Origin of the sequence: Paraburkholderia unamae, from assembly GCF_003096875.1 — a bacterium.
Classification (GTDB): domain Bacteria; phylum Pseudomonadota; class Gammaproteobacteria; order Burkholderiales; family Burkholderiaceae; genus Paraburkholderia; species Paraburkholderia unamae.
This window is the reverse complement of record NZ_QEOB01000001.1, coordinates 84,196-98,267: the sequence shown is the minus strand read 5'-3', so window position 1 is coordinate 98,267 and position 14,072 is coordinate 84,196. Positions and strand designations below refer to the sequence as shown.

The window sequence follows — 14,072 nt, the reverse complement described above, 5'->3', positions numbered from 1 at the left end:
GACAGGTCCTTAGTTAAACGAGTCGGTGATCAGCATGTCGCAGTCCGTACGAACCCATCCTCGCACCCGCGCGGCGCATCCGGGCCACCCCCGCGCGCTCGTGGCGGGCGTGGCGCTCGCGTTGCTCGCGGGCTGCGCCTACATCCCGAACAGGCAGCCGATCACGCAGCAGCCCATGACGGCGGTGCCGCCCGCGCCGCCCGTCAACAACTCGCCGGGTGCGATCTACAACCCCGGCTACGCAGGCAGGCCGCTGTTCGAGGACCAGCGTCCGCGCAATATCGGCGACATTCTCACGATCGTCATCTCCGAAAACATCAACGCGACCAAGTCCTCGGGCGCGAATACCAAGCGCGGCGGCAGCACGAGCTTCCAGGTGCCGACCTACGGCTTCGCGCCGGGCTTCTTCTCGCGCGCCAACCTCGCGGCGTCGGGTGCGAACCAGTTCGACGCCACGGGCGGCGCGAATGCCTCGAACACGTTCACGGGCGTGATTACCGTGACCGTCACGAACGTGCTGCCCAACGGCAATCTCGTCGTCTCCGGCGAGAAGCAGATGCTCATCAACCAGGGCAATGAATACGTGCGCCTTTCCGGCGTCGTCAATCCGAACACCGTTGCCGGAGACAACTCCGTGCTCTCCACCGACGTCGCCGACGCGAAGATCGAATACTCCGCGAAGGGCGTGATCGACGAGGCCGAGACGATGGGCTGGCTGCAACGCTTTTTCCTGAACATCGCGCCATGGTGAAGATCCGCTTCCATCGTTCGCGCCACTCGCGCGTGAAGGACGTGCTCGCCGCCTTCGGCGTGGCGTTCGGCTTCGTGCTCGCCTGCGGCGCGCTCGTCGCCTATGCCACGCCCGCGCGCGCCGAGCGCGTGAAAGACCTGGCCACGTTCCAGGGCGTGCGCGACAACCCGCTCATCGGCTACGGCCTCGTGGTGGGTCTGGACGGCACCGGCGACCAGACCACCCAGGCGCCGTTCACGACGCAAACGCTCGCGAACATGCTCGCGAACCTGGGCATTTCGATCAACAACACGTCGACGGCCTCGGGTTCGTCGTCCACGCTCAACAACATGCAGTTGAAGAACGTGGCCGCGGTCATGGTCACGGCCGTGCTGCCGCCGTTCGCGCGGCCCGGCGAGCAGATCGACATCACCGTGTCGTCGCTCGCCAACGCGAAGAGCATTCGCGGCGGCACGCTGCTGCTCACGCCGCTCAAGGGCGCCGACGGCCAGGTCTACGCGCTCGCCCAGGGCAACGTGGCCGTGGGCGGCGCGGGCGCCTCGGCCAACGGCAGCCGGGTGCAGGTGAACCAGCTCGCGGCGGGCCGCATCGCGGGCGGCGCGATCGTCGAGCGCGCCGTGGTGTCGCCGGTCTCGCAGCAAGGCGGCATCCTCACGATGACCGTCAACGACATGGACTACGACACCACGCAGCGCATCGTCTCGGCGGTCAACAACATGTTCGGCCAGGGCACGGCCATGCCGCTCGACGGCCGCACGATCCAGGTGCACGGACCGGCCGACCCCGGGGCGCAGGTGGGCTTCATCGCGCAGATCCAGGATCTCAACGTGAGCCCGGCCCAGCCGGCCGCCAAGGTGATCCTGAACGCGCGCACCGGCTCGATCGTGATGAACCAGATGGTCACGCTCGACAGTTGCGCGGTCGCGCACGGCAATCTTTCCGTGGTCGTGAACACGCAGACGGCGGTGAGCCAGCCCGGCGCGTTCTCCAACGGCCAGACAGTGGCGACGCGCCAGTCGCAAATCCAGCTAAAGCAGGACAACGGATCGCTCAAGCTCGTGACCGCGGGCGCCAATCTCGCTGAAGTCGTGAAGGCGCTCAATGCGCTCGGCGCGACGCCGGCGGACCTCATGTCGATCCTTCAGGCGATGAAGGCGGCGGGCGCGCTGCGCGCCGACCTCGAGATCATCTAAGGGGGTGAAACTTGGATAACACGAAGAACATCGGCGGCAGCCTCGATCTGACCAACCGCTTCGCGCTCGACGTGCAGGGTTTCGACTCCATGCGCGCGGCCGCCAACGCCTCGCCGCAGCAGGGCGTGAAGATGGCCGCCAAGCAGTTCGACGCCGTATTCACGCAGATGATGCTCAAGAGCATGCGCGACGCGACGCCCGACGACGGCCCGCTCGACTCGCACGACAGCGCGCAGTTCACCTCGATGCTCGACCAGCAGCTCTCGCAGCAGATGTCGAACAAGGGCATCGGCGTGGCGAACGCCATGCTCAAGCAGCTCATGCGCAGCATGGGCGGCGCCAACGGAGCGAATGGCGCGGGCGGCGTGGCCGGCGCGATCTCGGGCCTGTCGGGCTCCGACGCGAGCGAGGGCAACCTCGCGATGCTCAACGCGCTCGGACGCGCCTATGGCAACGCGGCGGCCAACGGCGCGCTCGCCAACGGCTCGGGCTACAGCGGCAACAGCGCGCTCACGCCGCCGGTCAAGGGCAACGGCGACGCCTCGGTGGATGCCTTCGTCGACAAGCTCGCCAACGCCGCGCAGCAGGCCAGCTCCAGCACCGGCATTCCGGCGCGCTTCATCCTCGGCCAGGCCGCGCTGGAATCGGGCTGGGGCAAGCGTGAAATCAAGAAGGCCGACGGCTCGACGAGCCACAACGTGTTCGGCATCAAGGCGACGAAGGACTGGACCGGCAAGACCGTCTCGACACTCACGACCGAATACGTGAACGGCGAGCCGCACCGCGTGGTGGAAAAATTCCGCGCCTACGACTCGTACGAGGACGCGATGACCGACTACGCCACGCTGCTGAAGAGCAATCCGCGCTATGCGTCGGTGATCAACGGCTCGAAGAGCGCCGAAGGCTTCGCGCAAGGCATGCAGCGCGCGGGCTACGCGACCGATCCGCACTACGCGAAGAAGCTTCTGACCATCATGCAGCGGATGGCGTAAGATCGCCCCGCGCAAACGTTGCTTCGGCGCCGTAGCCGGAAAATGCCGCACTCTCGCGCCGCGCACCGGACGAGGGTGCGTTTTTTTTACGCCGAATCCCTAAATTTTTGGCCCGGACTGCCGCTAATGCAGGCGAGATGAAAAAGCAGACCGGGGGGAAATACCCTCCGAACGGCGCGCGCGGGCAAGCTCGGACAGCGCGCCGGCACGTTCACGAATTTCCGGCAGGCCGATGAATACCGTTCAGTCGAATCCACAGGAAGCAGGCGAGGGCGCGGAAGGCTCCCACGATTTCGGGCGCCGCAATCCGCTTGAGATCGGCGTCCAGCTACGCAACCTCGTCAACCGCGGCGACTTCCTCACGCTCCAGTATCGCGGCGGGCAGCTCGTCACACGCATTCTCGCCGTCAACGGACGCGAGCGCACCTTCGTGTTCGACTGGGGCGCGATGTCCGAGCAGAACGCGGGCGTGCTCGCCGCGCCCGAGTGCCAGTTCCACGCCTCGCCCGACGGCGTGCGCGTGGAGTTCTCCACGGCAACGCCGCGCCGCACCGAATTCGAAGGGCGCCCCGCGTTCGAAGCCGACTTCCCCGAAGTGCTGTTCTACGTGCAGCGGCGCGAGTATTTCCGCGTCGACACGCCCGTGCTCGAACCGTGCATCTGCCGCGGCGACCTGCCGAGCGGCGGCGAGCGCTTCGCCTACGAGGTGCACGATTTGTCGCTGGGCGGCCTCGGGCTGCGCACGACCGACGAGCGCGTCGCGGTGCTCGACATGGGCCTGCATCTGCCCGACGTCGAGCTCGACCTGCGCGCGCACGGCAAGCTGCGCGTGGATCTCGCGCTCGTGGTGCTGCGCTTTATCGACCTGCCCAATGGCGATCGCCGCTATCACCTCGGTTTTCGCTTCGAGGCGCTGCCCGGCGCGTCCGAAAACACGTTGCAGCGCTATATCACGCAGCTCGAGATGAAGCGTCGCGCGCTCGCGCGCGCTTGAGGCGAGGGGCGCGCGTGCGCCCGCCCGTTGCGCCCATTGCGCCGGCATCAGACGTGAAGCGCGAGCCCACCCGCGCTAACGTTTTCGCCCTCATCGGGCGCTCAATTTTCGCAACGCGCTGCCGTTATACCGTGAGTTCACCCACGCGGTTTGCCAGGGGGCAGGCCGTTTTCGAGGATCACGCATGTCCAACATCTTCTCGATCGGTCTGAGCGGCCTCCAGGCTGCACAGATTGGTATCGCGACCACCGGCGAGAACATCAGCAACTCGACGACGGCGGGCTACACCGTCGAGTCCCCGGTGTACCAGGAGTCGGCCGGTCAGTACACGTCGAGCGGCTATATCGGCGGCGGCGTCACCACCGCGACCGTGCAGCGCGCGTACAGCCAGTACCTCACGACGGCGCTCAACAACGCGCAGTCGACCAACAGCTCGTACACGGCTTCGTACACGCTCGCCACGCAGCTCTCGAACCTCGTGGGCAGCCCGACCTCGGGCATCGCCACGGCGGTCACGAACTTCTTCTCGGGACTGCAAAATGTCTCGAATTCGCCTTCCAGCACCGCCGCGCGCCAGACCGTGCTGTCCGACGCGCAGACGCTCGCCACGCAGATCAACGCCGCTGGCCAGCAGTACGACGCGATGCGCCAGAGCGTGAACACGCAGCTCACGAGCGCCGTCACGCAGATCAACAGCTACACGCAGCAGATCGCCAACCTCAACGCGCAGATCACGAGCGCGAGCGCGACCGGCCAGCAGCCCAACCAGTTGCTCGACCAGCGCGACCAGGCGGTCGCGAACCTCTCGCAACTGGTCGGCGTGCAGGTCGTGCAGGGCAGCAGCGGCTACAGCGTGTTTCTCGGCAACGGCCAGCCGCTCGTGGTGAGCAACCAGAGCTACAACCTCGGCACGCAGCCGTCGAGCACGAATTCGTCGGAACTGGCGGTCACGTGGGTGGGTATGAACGGCGCGAGCGCGTCGTCGCTCGGCACGCCGCAGGTGTTGAACTCGGCGGCGCTGCAAGGCGGCACGGTGGGCGGTCTCGTCTCGTTCGTGCAGGACACGCTCGATCCCGCCGAAGCGCAACTGGGCGCGATCGTCACGAGCTTCGCCGCTCAGGTGAATGCGCAAAACGCGCTTGGGCTCACGCTCTCGGGTGGCGCCGGCGGCGATCTCTTCACGGTGGGCAGCCCGGTCGTCACCGCGGCTTCGGGCAACGCCGACGCGTCGCTCACGCCGTCCGTGCAGCTCACGGGCGACACCTCGGCGCTGACGCTCACCGACAGCTATGCGCTCAGCTACGACAACGCCTCGTCCACCTGGACGCTGACCGACTCGACGACGAACACGAAGGTCGACAGCGCGACGCCTGGCGCGACCTCGCCGTTCACGATCGGCGGTCTTTCGATCACGCTTCCCAGCACGCCGACCGGGGACGATTCGTACACGATCCAGCCGCTCTCGGCCAACCCGCTTTCGACCTTCTCGGTTGCGACCAGCGACCCTGCGGCGATCGCGGCGGCGACGCCCGTGGTGGTGTCGGCCGCCACGACGAACGCGGGCACGGGCAACGTGACGCAGGGCTCGGTCGGCACGGGCTATTCGACCACCAACCTGCCGGCCACACTCACCTACGACTCGTCGGCAGGCACGCTGACCGGCCTGCCCAACGGCACGGTCGTGCAGGTCACGGTGGGTGGCGCCACGACCTCCGTGACGGTCGACAACACCACGACGCCTCCGACGAACCCGCCGTACGACCCGACCAACGGCGCGAGCTACACGATCACGAACCTGACGGATTCGAAAGGCGCCAACGGCGTCGCGACCAACATCAGCTTCACGATGTCGGGCACGCCGTCGAACAACGACTCGTTCACCATCGACGGCAACAAGAGCGGCACGCAGGACGGCCGCAACGCGCTCGCGCTCGCCAACCTCACGTCGAGCACGGCGTTCAGCGGTTCGCTCACGCTGACGTCGGCGTACGCGAACTACGTCAACTCGATCGGCAACACCGCGAGCCAGTTGAAGGCGCAAAGCACGTCGCAGGCGTCGCTCGTCACGCAGCTCACTTCGCAGCAGCAGTCGGTCCAGGGCGTAAACCTCGACGAGGAAGCGGCGAACCTGCTGCAATATCAGCAGCTCTATCAGGCCAACAGCAAGGTGATCCAGACGGCGGCTTCGCTGTTCCAGACCTTGATCGGCATTTTTTAGTAAGGCGCTGACCCATGCGTATCGCGACTTCCCAGATTTTCTCCACCAACGTGGCGACGATGGAGAACCAGCAGTCCCAGCTTCTCCAGGTCCAGCAGCAGATCGCAAGCGGCGTGGCGATTTCGAACCCCGCCGACAATCCGCTCGGCGCCGCGCAGGCCGTGACGCTGTCCGCCACCAGCGCGACGCTCACGCAGTACGCGTCGAACCAGAGCACGGCGCTCACCGCGCTGCAACTGGAAGACACGACGCTCACGAACGTGACGAGCACGATGCAGAGCATCAACTCGCTCATCATCGAAGCGCAGAACGGCTCGCTCACCGACACCGCGCGCCAGGCGATCGCCAAGCAGATGCAGGGCTACCGCGACCAGTTGATGACGCTCGCCAACACCACGGACGGCGCGGGCAACTACATCTTCTCGGGCTTCACGAGCACCTCGCAGGTGTTCTCGAACAATTCGTCCGGCGGCGCGACCTACAACGGCGACTCGGGCCAGCGCGTCATGCAGGTGGCCAGCACGCGCTCGATCTCGGTGGGCGACACGGGCGCCACGGTGTTCCAGAGCGTGCAGGCCGTGGGCTCGGACATCGTGCCTTCGGGCAGTACGGCGAGTACGCCGAACACGGGCACGGGCGTGATCAGCGCCGTGACGGTGACCGATCCGACGCAAGCGACCAACAACGACAAGTACACGATCAACTTCGTCACCGACACGGCAACGAACAAGCTCGCCTATACGGTGACGGACGGCACGGGTACGCCTTCGAGCCCTGTGGACTTTACCGACGGCGACACCATCGACCTCGGCACCGGCATGAAGGTGACGATCACCGGCACGCCCGCCGTGGGCGATTCGTTCGGCGTGTCGCCCGCCACGGCGTCGCAGAACACCGATGTGTTCGGCACCATCGACGACATCATCAGCGCGCTGAATACGCCCGCGAGCGGCTCGCCCGCCGCGGCCGCGAACCTCAACAACGCGCTGAACACGGGCCTCACGCGCATCGGCAACTCGCTGTCGAACGTCATCACGGTGCAGGCTTCCGTGGGCGGCCGCGAGCAGGAAGTCAAGGCGTTGCAGACGGTCACGTCGAACAACTCGCTCCAGGTCACCTCGAACCTCACCGACCTCACGAGCACCGACACGGTGGCGGCGATCAGCCAGTACGAGCAGCTTTCGAACGCGCTCACGGCTTCGCAAAAGAGCTTCGCCGCCACGCAGAACCTGTCGCTGTTCCAGTACATCAACCCCTGACGCAAACGCGCGGCACGGTCGAAAAAAAAGCGGACTCCGGTCCGCTTTTTTGTTGGTTCGCCACGCACCGTTTGCGTCTCGTTCGACGCTCACCCGGGCGGGCGCAGCGCCCCGGCCACGCGCCCCATCTGGTCGATGCCGCTGTCGAACAGGCGGCCGAAGTAAGGAATCAGGTTCGGCATCATGATCTGGATGAGGAACAGGCCCACGAGCATGGTGAGCGCGAAGCCGATCTGGAAAATGCCGATTTGCGGGGCCGCGCGATTGAGAATGCCGAGCGACAGATTGGTGATGAGGAGCGCCACCACCACCGGCAGCGCGAGCAGCAGTCCCGAGGAGAGCACGACCGCGCCGTAGCTGGCGATCGAGCGCCACGCGCTCGCGCCGAGCACGTTCGCCGTGACCGGCACCGACTGGAACGTGGCGACGAGCGCCGCGATCATTTGCAGATGGCCGTCGAACGCGAGGAAGGCGAGCATCGCCATCATGTTCAGCCACGAGGAGAGCGCGGGCGTGGTGGTGTTGGCCTGCGGGTCGAAGAAGCTTGCGAAGCCCAGACCCATGCCGAGGCCCATCAGGTCGCCGGCCGTCGTGACCACGGCGAACACGAGCTGCATGGTGAAGCCGAGCGCGACGCCGATGAGGAACTGGTTCACGAGTATCCACACGCCTTCGGCGGAGAACACCGTGACCTGCGGCATCGCGCCGAGCGTGGGCGCGACGATCAGCGTGATGAAGCCCGCGAGGCCGATCTTCACGCGCGTGGGCACCGAGCGGTTGCCCACCACGGGCGCGACCGCCACGAGCGCGAGAATGCGCGTGAACGGCCACAGGAACGCCGTGAGCCAGGCATTGAGCTGCGCGTAGGTGACAGTGAACATGGTGGGCCGGAAGCCGCAGGCGGCGCGCGAGGCGCGCCTAGCCCGCGATCTGCGGAATGCTCGTGAACATGTGGTGCATGTAGTCGAGCATCTTCGTGAGCATCCACGGCCCGGCGATCACGAGCGTGACGGCAATGGCGATCAGCTTGGGGATGAACGAGAGCGTGGATTCGTTGATCTGCGTGGCCGCCTGGAAAAGGCTCACCACGAGACCCACCACGAGCGACACGAGCAGGAGCGGCGCGGCAAGCAACAGCGCGACGTACATCGCATCGTGCGCCAGCGTCATGACCATTTCTGGCGTCATGTCAGTCTCCTCAGGTGAAGCTCTGCGCGAGCGAGCCGATGATGAGCTGCCAGCCGTCCACGAGCACGAACAGCATGAGCTTGAACGGCAGCGAAATGGTCGCGGGCGAGACCATCATCATACCCATTGACATCAGCACGCTCGCCACCACCATGTCGATGATGAGAAACGGAATGAAGACCGTGAAGCCGATCTGGAAGCCCGTCTTCAGCTCGCTCGTGACGAACGAGGGCACGAGCAGCGTGAGCGGCACGTCCTCGGGGCCTTGCATGGGCGCCGCGTGCGAGATGCGCGCGAAGAGCGCGAGATCGGACTCGCGGGTCTGACGCAGCATGAAGGTCTTGAAGGGCGCGACGCCGCGCGCGACGGCGTCGTCCATCGAAATCGTGCCCGCCGCGAACGGCTTGTAGCCGTCGTTGTAGGCTTTGTCGAGCACCGGCGACATCACGAACAGCGTGAGAAAGAGCGCGAGGCCCACGAGCACCTGGTTGGGCGGCGTGGTCGTCGTGCCGATCGCCTGGCGCAACAGCGAGAGCACGATGATGATGCGTGTGAAGCTCGTCATCATCAGCACCATCGCGGGCAGGAACGACAGCATCGTGAGCAGCAGCATCGTCTGCACGCTCAGCGAGTAGGTCGTGCCGCCGTTCGGACCGGGGCTCGTGTTGAAGGCGGGCAGGCCCGCCGCTTGTGCCGCCTGCGCATGCGCGATATGCGGCAGCGCGAAGGCGAGGGCGCCCGCGCCGAGCATCAGCGCGAACGGCAGCGCCGTGCGCGCGATCTTCGCGAGGGAGTCGAGGCGCGCGCGGGCTTCACCGCCTGCGGGCGTCGCTGGGAGGGAACTGCCGTGCATTTACTGCGCTCCGCCGTCGTGACGTGTGAAACGCGTCTTGAAGCGTTTGTCGGACTCGCTTTTCAGCGCGTCACGAAAGCGCTGGGCGAAGGTGCCTGAGAGGGCGGGGCCGGCTGTGGCGGGCCCCGTGACGCCGGCGGGCAGCTCGCCCGCGGGCATGCTGTGCAGGAGCCGTACGTTGCCGGGCGCGGCGCCCAGCACGAGCCAGGTGTCGCCGATCTCGACCACGGCCACGCGCTCCTTGCCGCCGAGCGAAGCGCCGCCCACGGTGCGCACGAGCGCGTTCTTCATGCCGCCTTGCAGGCCGAGACGCCGCGCGAGCCACGCGCAGCCGAATACCACGCCGATCACGAGCGCGAGGCCCAGCACCGTCTGCACGACGGCGCCGAAGCCGAGCGCGGGCACCGCGCTGCCGGCGATCACGGCCGAAGCGCCGGCGCTGCCCGAGGCCGCGCGCGTCGCTTCGTTGACGGCCTTGAGATCGGCGGCCCGCGCGCTCACCACGGCGAGCAGCGCGGCGCCGGCGAGCGAGAGGTGCACGGCGAGGCGCCACGAAAATCGCAGCAGCCGCGCGCCGGGAACAGCCTGGGGGTTCATCGGTTCAGCTTCCGGATCCGCTCGGACGGCGTGATGATGTCGGTGAGACGAATGCCGAACTTGTCGTTCACGACCACCACTTCGCCCTGGGCGATGAGGCAGCCGTTCACGAGCACGTCCATCGGCTCGCCGGCGAGGCCGTCGAGCTCCACCACCGAGCCCTGCGCGAGTTGCAGCAGGTTGCGAATGGCAATCTTGGTGCGCCCGAGCTCCACGGTCATCTGGACGGGGATGTCCAGAATCATGTCGATGTCGTTGGCCGTGCGTGAGGAATCGACCTTCGAGAGCGGCTGGAACACGCCGGCCGTCGTGGGGGCGGCGGCGCTCACCTCGTTGCCGTTCTGCTCGGCGAGCGCGCTCGCCCAGTCGTCCATCGAGTCGGCGCCCGCGTCCTGCGCGGCGGCGTCGAAGCCAGGGTCGAGCACCGGCTCGTCTGCGTTCGTGCCGCTCGTGCCGCTCGTGCCGTTTACGTCACTCATATCCACCTTCCTTCATCGTGTCGGCTGCGCTGATCATCTTCTGGACCCGCAACGCGTATTGACCATTGAAAATTCCGTAGCCGCACTCCATCACCGGCACGCCGTCGACCTTGGCGACGATGTGCTCCGCGATGTTGATGGGCAGCACGTCGCCCTTCTTCATGTTCAGGATCTGCTCGAACGTCACGGGGATCTGCGCGAGATCGGCCGTGAGCTCGACTTCGGCGGCCTGCACCTGCTGCGAGAGCACGCGCACCCAGCGGCGGTCCACGTCGAGCACTTCGCCTTGCAGCGGCGAGGCGAGCACGTCGCGAATCGGCTCGATCATCGAGTAGGGCATGCAGATGTGCAGCGTGCCGCCGGTCGGGCCGAATTCGATCGAGAACTGCGTGACGATCACGATCTCGTTGGGCGTGGCAACGTTTGCGAACTGCGTATGCATTTCGGAGCGCACGTACTCGAAGTTGAGCTGGCGCACGCTTTTCCAGGCGGTCGTGTAGTGCTCGAACACGAGGTTGAGCAGCTTGCTGATGATGCGCTGCTCGGTCTGCGTGAAGTCGCGGCCTTCCACACGCGTGTGAAAGCGCCCGTCACCGCCGAACAGGTTGTCCACGACGAAGAACACGAGGTTCGGGTCGAACACGAACAGCGACGTGCCGCGCAGCGGCTTCACGTGCACGAGGTTCAGGTTCGTCGGGATCGGCAGGTTGCGGGTGAATTCGCTGTACTTCTGCACGCGCACCGGGCCCACCGAGATTTCGGCGGTGCGGCGCATGAAGTTGAAGATGCCGACGCGCAACAGGCGCGCAAAGCGCTCGTTGATGATTTCGAGGCCGGGCATGCGGCCGCGAACAATCCGTTCCTGCGTCGCGATGTTGTAGGGACGTACGCCCTGCTTCTCGGCCTGGTTCGAATCCTGGTCGACTTCCCCGGTGACGCCCTTGAGGAGGGCGTCGACCTCCTCCTGGGACATGAACTCGTCGTGACCCATCGTCATGATGACTGGCCCTCCATCGCGGGATACATGTCAGCCGCGCTCACTGGACGACGAATTCGGTGAACAGCACGTCGTCCACGCGCATCGGCTTTTCGTTCGGGCCCGAGGGCTGCGAGATCAGCACGGCGAGCTCGGTGGCGAGCGCACGCTTGCCGTCGAGCGGCGCGAGGTCGGACGGATGCTTGTTCGAGAGCGCGAGCAGCACGCGGCTGCGGATCTCGGGCATGCGTGCGACGAGCGCGTCCTGGGTGGCCTGGCTGTCGAGCTTGAGCGTCAGGCCGATGCGCAGGTAGTGCGATTCGCCGTCGTCGGATTGCAGGTTGACGGTCATCGGTTCGAGCGCGTAGTAGACGGGCGCGGCCGCAGGCGCCGCGGCGGGCGCGGCCGGCGCGCTTGCCGCGTGGCGCGACATGAAGAACCACGTCGCGCCGCCCGCCGCGGCTGCGGCGAGGATCGCAATGAGCGCGATCACGAGGATGCGCTTCATCGGTCCGGGTTTCGCGCCCTGGGGCGCGGCTTGCTGGGATGCGGTCGTGGTCGCCATGTCGGAAAGAGAGCCTGGATGCTTGCGAAGGTCCGGAGAACCGACCTGATGGTCAGTCCGGGCAGCTTGCATTGTTCCGGCTTTTGCCTTTCAGCGATGGGAGGAATAGACGGGGGAATTCCGGCTATCTCGTGGTTTTGTTGCGCGCCGCGCGAAGCCGCGCGCCCAAAGGCGCCGCGCCGCCGCGCCCGTCTGCGCGGGCATGGCGGGGCATACGGCGGCGCGTGAGGGGAGGAAGACGCGGCTGCATGTCTGTTGCGCCGCGGTTGCCGCGCGTCAGGCGAAGGTGTCGATCAGGCCGACGCTGCGCTGTGTGGTGCTGGTGGCGCTCGTGTCCGTGTCGTCGGTGCTGGCGCTCACGGTGCCGCTCGTGCCCGACCCCGAACTCTGGCTGCCGGAGCCGCCCGAGCCGCTGCTGTCCTGCTGCGCCTGCTGGTTCATCTGCCGCGAGAAGCCGTCGCTCACGCTTGCGCTGCCAAGGCCAATGCCGTTCTGCTCCATCGACTCGCGCAGCTTCGGCAGGGCCGCCTCGACGGCCTCGCGCACCTGCTGGTGCTGCGAGACGAAGAGCGCGTGCGCGTGGCTTTGCGTGACCTGAAGCACAACCTGGAGCGGTCCGAGATCCTTCGGATTGAGCGTGAGTTCGGCCGACTGCTGGTGCGCGCTCGAAAGGAACACGACCTTCTGGCTGAGCGCGTCTTCCCAGGCGCTCGTGCCGACCTGCGGCGCGAGCGTGGCGCTGGCGGCCGCGGCGGCCACGGGATTCGCGGCGGCGCTTGCCGTCTGCGCGGCCTGGGTCTGCGCAGACGTGGCGGCGGCGATGGCCGCGGCCTGGTTTGCCGCCTCGTTTGCGGCGAGCGTATCGGCTGCCGTGGCGCTGGCCTGCGTGCCGGAACCCGACTGTTGCTGCGCCGCCGCCGCGAGCGCGTCGGTGGCCGTTTTCGCGGCGTCGGCGGCCGTTGCCGTGGCGCTTTTCGCCGCGTCGGCGCTCGCGCCGCTGCTGGCCGCCGTGCCGAAGGCCTTCTCCTGCGCATGCGCGCTCAGGTGCGAGGCGAAGCTGCTCGCAATACCGGCGCCCGCGCCCGTGCTTGTGCTCGTGGCGTCCGTGCCGGTCGCGGCGGCGCTCGTCACGCGCGTGGCGGGCACGCCCGCGCCGCCGCGCAGTGTGGCGAGCGCGGCCTGGAGCGCTTCGTGCACCGACTTCGGCGTGGCGGTCGTGCTGCCGCCCGTGGCCGAGCCGTCGCCCGCCGTGCTCGCGCCCGCGACCGTCGTGGCGGCCGTAGCCGCTGCGGCGGCCGCCGCCGAGGCGACACCCGCGAGCGTGCTGTCGCCGCTTGCCTGGCTCGTGCCGCTGCCGTTCGTCGTGTCGGTTTGCGCTTGTTGTGCTTGCTGCGTTTGCTGGGCCTGTTGCGCCTGCTGGGCTTGCTGCGCCAGGGCCGCGGCGGCCTGCGCGCCCGCCGCTTCGGCCTGCTTTTGCTGGGTGCGCACGGCGTCGGCGCGATGATCGGCACCGGACGCGTGCTGCGTGCCTTGCCCGCCGCTCGTGCCGGCAGTTTGCGAGGTGTTGCCGGTGTTGCTGGTGCCGCTGCTGCTCGTCGTGTTTTGCGACGCGCTGCTGCCCGCCGACGTGCTCGCGCCCGACTGGCCGTAGGCATTCGACTGCGCGCTTTGCGACGACTGCGCCGTTTGCGTGGATTGCGACGTCTGCGCGGACTGCGAAGTTTGTGTGGACTGCGAAGCCTGCGCCGATTGCGACGATTGTCCCGACTGTGAGCTTTGCGACGACTGCGATGCCTGCGACGACTGCGTGGACTGTGAGCTCGCCGCGCTCATGGCGGCCTGCGAATTCTGCGCGCTGATGCGCTGCTGGAGCGCTTGCGCGAAATCGGGGGTCGACGAGTCGGGCTGGCTGGCGGCGTTCGACGCGCTGTTGCCCGACACGGCATCGGCGGCGGCCCCGAGAAGCGAGGTGACGGAGGAGAGGAGCGACATGCTGGCGGCCTCGAA

Annotated in this window: 14 protein-coding genes; 6 read left to right on the top strand and 8 right to left on the bottom strand. The window is 67.1% G+C overall.

Going from position 1 to position 14,072, the window contains the following annotated elements; translation table 11 throughout:
• The first annotated feature begins 34 nt into the window (after nucleotides 1-34).
• The 6 genes from C7402_RS00450 to flgL all read left to right on the top strand — a co-directional run bounded on the left by C7402_RS00450 (nucleotide 35) and on the right by flgL (nucleotide 7,407).
• Complete coding sequence (locus tag C7402_RS00450) at nucleotides 35-751, top strand: flagellar basal body L-ring protein FlgH (protein ID WP_112169886.1); 717 nt, start codon at nucleotides 35-37, stop codon at nucleotides 749-751.
• Nucleotides 745-1,944, top strand: coding sequence for a flagellar basal body P-ring protein FlgI (locus C7402_RS00445; RefSeq protein ID WP_112169885.1), 1,200 nt, complete (start codon nucleotides 745-747; stop codon nucleotides 1,942-1,944). The genes C7402_RS00450 and C7402_RS00445 overlap by 7 nt, the downstream gene beginning before the upstream one ends.
• An 11-nt stretch (nucleotides 1,945-1,955) precedes the next feature.
• On the top strand, nucleotides 1,956-2,936 hold the full coding sequence (gene flgJ / locus C7402_RS00440) for a flagellar assembly peptidoglycan hydrolase FlgJ (RefSeq protein ID WP_116609315.1): 981 nt from the start codon (nucleotides 1,956-1,958) through the stop codon (nucleotides 2,934-2,936).
• A 232-nt stretch (nucleotides 2,937-3,168) separates the two neighbouring features.
• Complete coding sequence (locus C7402_RS00435) at nucleotides 3,169-3,930, top strand: flagellar brake protein (RefSeq protein ID WP_112169883.1); 762 nt, start codon at nucleotides 3,169-3,171, stop codon at nucleotides 3,928-3,930.
• Nucleotides 3,931-4,114: 184 nt separating this feature from the next.
• The gene (gene flgK / locus C7402_RS00430) at nucleotides 4,115-6,148 is read left to right on the top strand and encodes a flagellar hook-associated protein FlgK (protein WP_112169882.1); all 2,034 of its coding nucleotides are present in this window, start codon (nucleotides 4,115-4,117) and stop codon (nucleotides 6,146-6,148) included.
• Between the two features lie 14 nt (nucleotides 6,149-6,162).
• Entirely contained in the window at nucleotides 6,163-7,407 is a 1,245-nt protein-coding gene (gene flgL, locus C7402_RS00425) for a flagellar hook-associated protein FlgL (RefSeq protein WP_116609314.1), read from the top strand.
• An 89-nt stretch (nucleotides 7,408-7,496) separates the two neighbouring features.
• Here the strand turns inward: flgL and fliR are convergent, their stop codons facing one another.
• The 8 genes from fliR to C7402_RS00385 all read right to left on the bottom strand — a co-directional run bounded on the left by fliR (nucleotide 7,497) and on the right by C7402_RS00385 (nucleotide 14,057).
• Nucleotides 7,497-8,288, bottom strand: a complete 792-nt coding sequence (gene fliR, locus C7402_RS00420) for a flagellar biosynthetic protein FliR (RefSeq protein ID WP_112169880.1) — start codon at nucleotides 8,286-8,288, stop codon at nucleotides 7,497-7,499.
• Between the two features lie 37 nt (nucleotides 8,289-8,325).
• A complete protein-coding gene (fliQ, locus tag C7402_RS00415; RefSeq protein ID WP_112169879.1) occupies nucleotides 8,326-8,595 on the bottom strand; it encodes a flagellar biosynthesis protein FliQ in 270 nt (89 codons plus the stop codon).
• A gap of 10 nt (nucleotides 8,596-8,605) precedes the next feature.
• A complete protein-coding gene (gene fliP, locus C7402_RS00410; protein WP_224040141.1) occupies nucleotides 8,606-9,346 on the bottom strand; it encodes a flagellar type III secretion system pore protein FliP in 741 nt (246 codons plus the stop codon).
• 102 nt (nucleotides 9,347-9,448) lie between these two features.
• The gene (gene fliO, locus C7402_RS00405; RefSeq protein ID WP_116609313.1) at nucleotides 9,449-10,045 is read right to left on the bottom strand and encodes a flagellar biosynthetic protein FliO; all 597 of its coding nucleotides are present in this window, start codon (nucleotides 10,043-10,045) and stop codon (nucleotides 9,449-9,451) included.
• Nucleotides 10,042-10,524, bottom strand: coding sequence for a flagellar motor switch protein FliN (gene fliN, locus C7402_RS00400; RefSeq protein ID WP_116609312.1), 483 nt, complete (start codon nucleotides 10,522-10,524; stop codon nucleotides 10,042-10,044). The genes fliO and fliN overlap by 4 nt, the downstream gene beginning before the upstream one ends.
• Nucleotides 10,517-11,515: a flagellar motor switch protein FliM gene (gene fliM / locus C7402_RS00395; RefSeq protein WP_112170271.1), complete on the bottom strand. Its 999-nt coding sequence runs from the start codon at nucleotides 11,513-11,515 to the stop codon at nucleotides 10,517-10,519. The genes fliN and fliM overlap by 8 nt, the downstream gene beginning before the upstream one ends.
• Nucleotides 11,516-11,561: 46 nt before the next feature.
• A complete protein-coding gene (gene fliL, locus C7402_RS00390) occupies nucleotides 11,562-12,065 on the bottom strand; it encodes a flagellar basal body-associated protein FliL (protein ID WP_112169875.1) in 504 nt (167 codons plus the stop codon).
• Between the two features lie 276 nt (nucleotides 12,066-12,341).
• Nucleotides 12,342-14,057: a flagellar hook-length control protein FliK gene (locus C7402_RS00385; RefSeq protein WP_116609311.1), complete on the bottom strand. Its 1,716-nt coding sequence runs from the start codon at nucleotides 14,055-14,057 to the stop codon at nucleotides 12,342-12,344.
• Nucleotides 14,058-14,072: the final 15 nt, after the last annotated feature.

Excerpts from the sequence above, each read along its gene's own strand:
- C7402_RS00450 (WP_112169886.1), top strand. The coding sequence starts at position 35 with ATGTCGCAGTCCGTACGAACCCATCCTCGCACCCGCGCGGCGCATCCG.
- C7402_RS00445 (WP_112169885.1), top strand. The coding sequence starts at position 745 with ATGGTGAAGATCCGCTTCCATCGTTCGCGCCACTCGCGCGTGAAGGAC.
- C7402_RS00435 (WP_112169883.1), top strand. The coding sequence starts at position 3,169 with ATGAATACCGTTCAGTCGAATCCACAGGAAGCAGGCGAGGGCGCGGAA.
- flgK (WP_112169882.1), top strand. The coding sequence starts at position 4,115 with ATGTCCAACATCTTCTCGATCGGTCTGAGCGGCCTCCAGGCTGCACAG.
- flgL (WP_116609314.1), top strand. The coding sequence starts at position 6,163 with ATGCGTATCGCGACTTCCCAGATTTTCTCCACCAACGTGGCGACGATG.
- fliR (WP_112169880.1), bottom strand. The coding sequence starts at position 8,288 with ATGTTCACTGTCACCTACGCGCAGCTCAATGCCTGGCTCACGGCGTTC.
- fliQ (WP_112169879.1), bottom strand. The coding sequence starts at position 8,595 with ATGACGCCAGAAATGGTCATGACGCTGGCGCACGATGCGATGTACGTC.
- fliP (WP_224040141.1), bottom strand. The coding sequence starts at position 9,346 with ATGCTCGGCGCGGGCGCCCTCGCCTTCGCGCTGCCGCATATCGCGCAT.
- fliO (WP_116609313.1), bottom strand. The coding sequence starts at position 10,045 with ATGAACCCCCAGGCTGTTCCCGGCGCGCGGCTGCTGCGATTTTCGTGG.
- fliN (WP_116609312.1), bottom strand. The coding sequence starts at position 10,524 with ATGAGTGACGTAAACGGCACGAGCGGCACGAGCGGCACGAACGCAGAC.
- fliM (WP_112170271.1), bottom strand. The coding sequence starts at position 11,515 with ATGGGTCACGACGAGTTCATGTCCCAGGAGGAGGTCGACGCCCTCCTC.
- fliL (WP_112169875.1), bottom strand. The coding sequence starts at position 12,065 with ATGGCGACCACGACCGCATCCCAGCAAGCCGCGCCCCAGGGCGCGAAA.
- C7402_RS00385 (WP_116609311.1), bottom strand. The coding sequence starts at position 14,057 with ATGTCGCTCCTCTCCTCCGTCACCTCGCTTCTCGGGGCCGCCGCCGAT.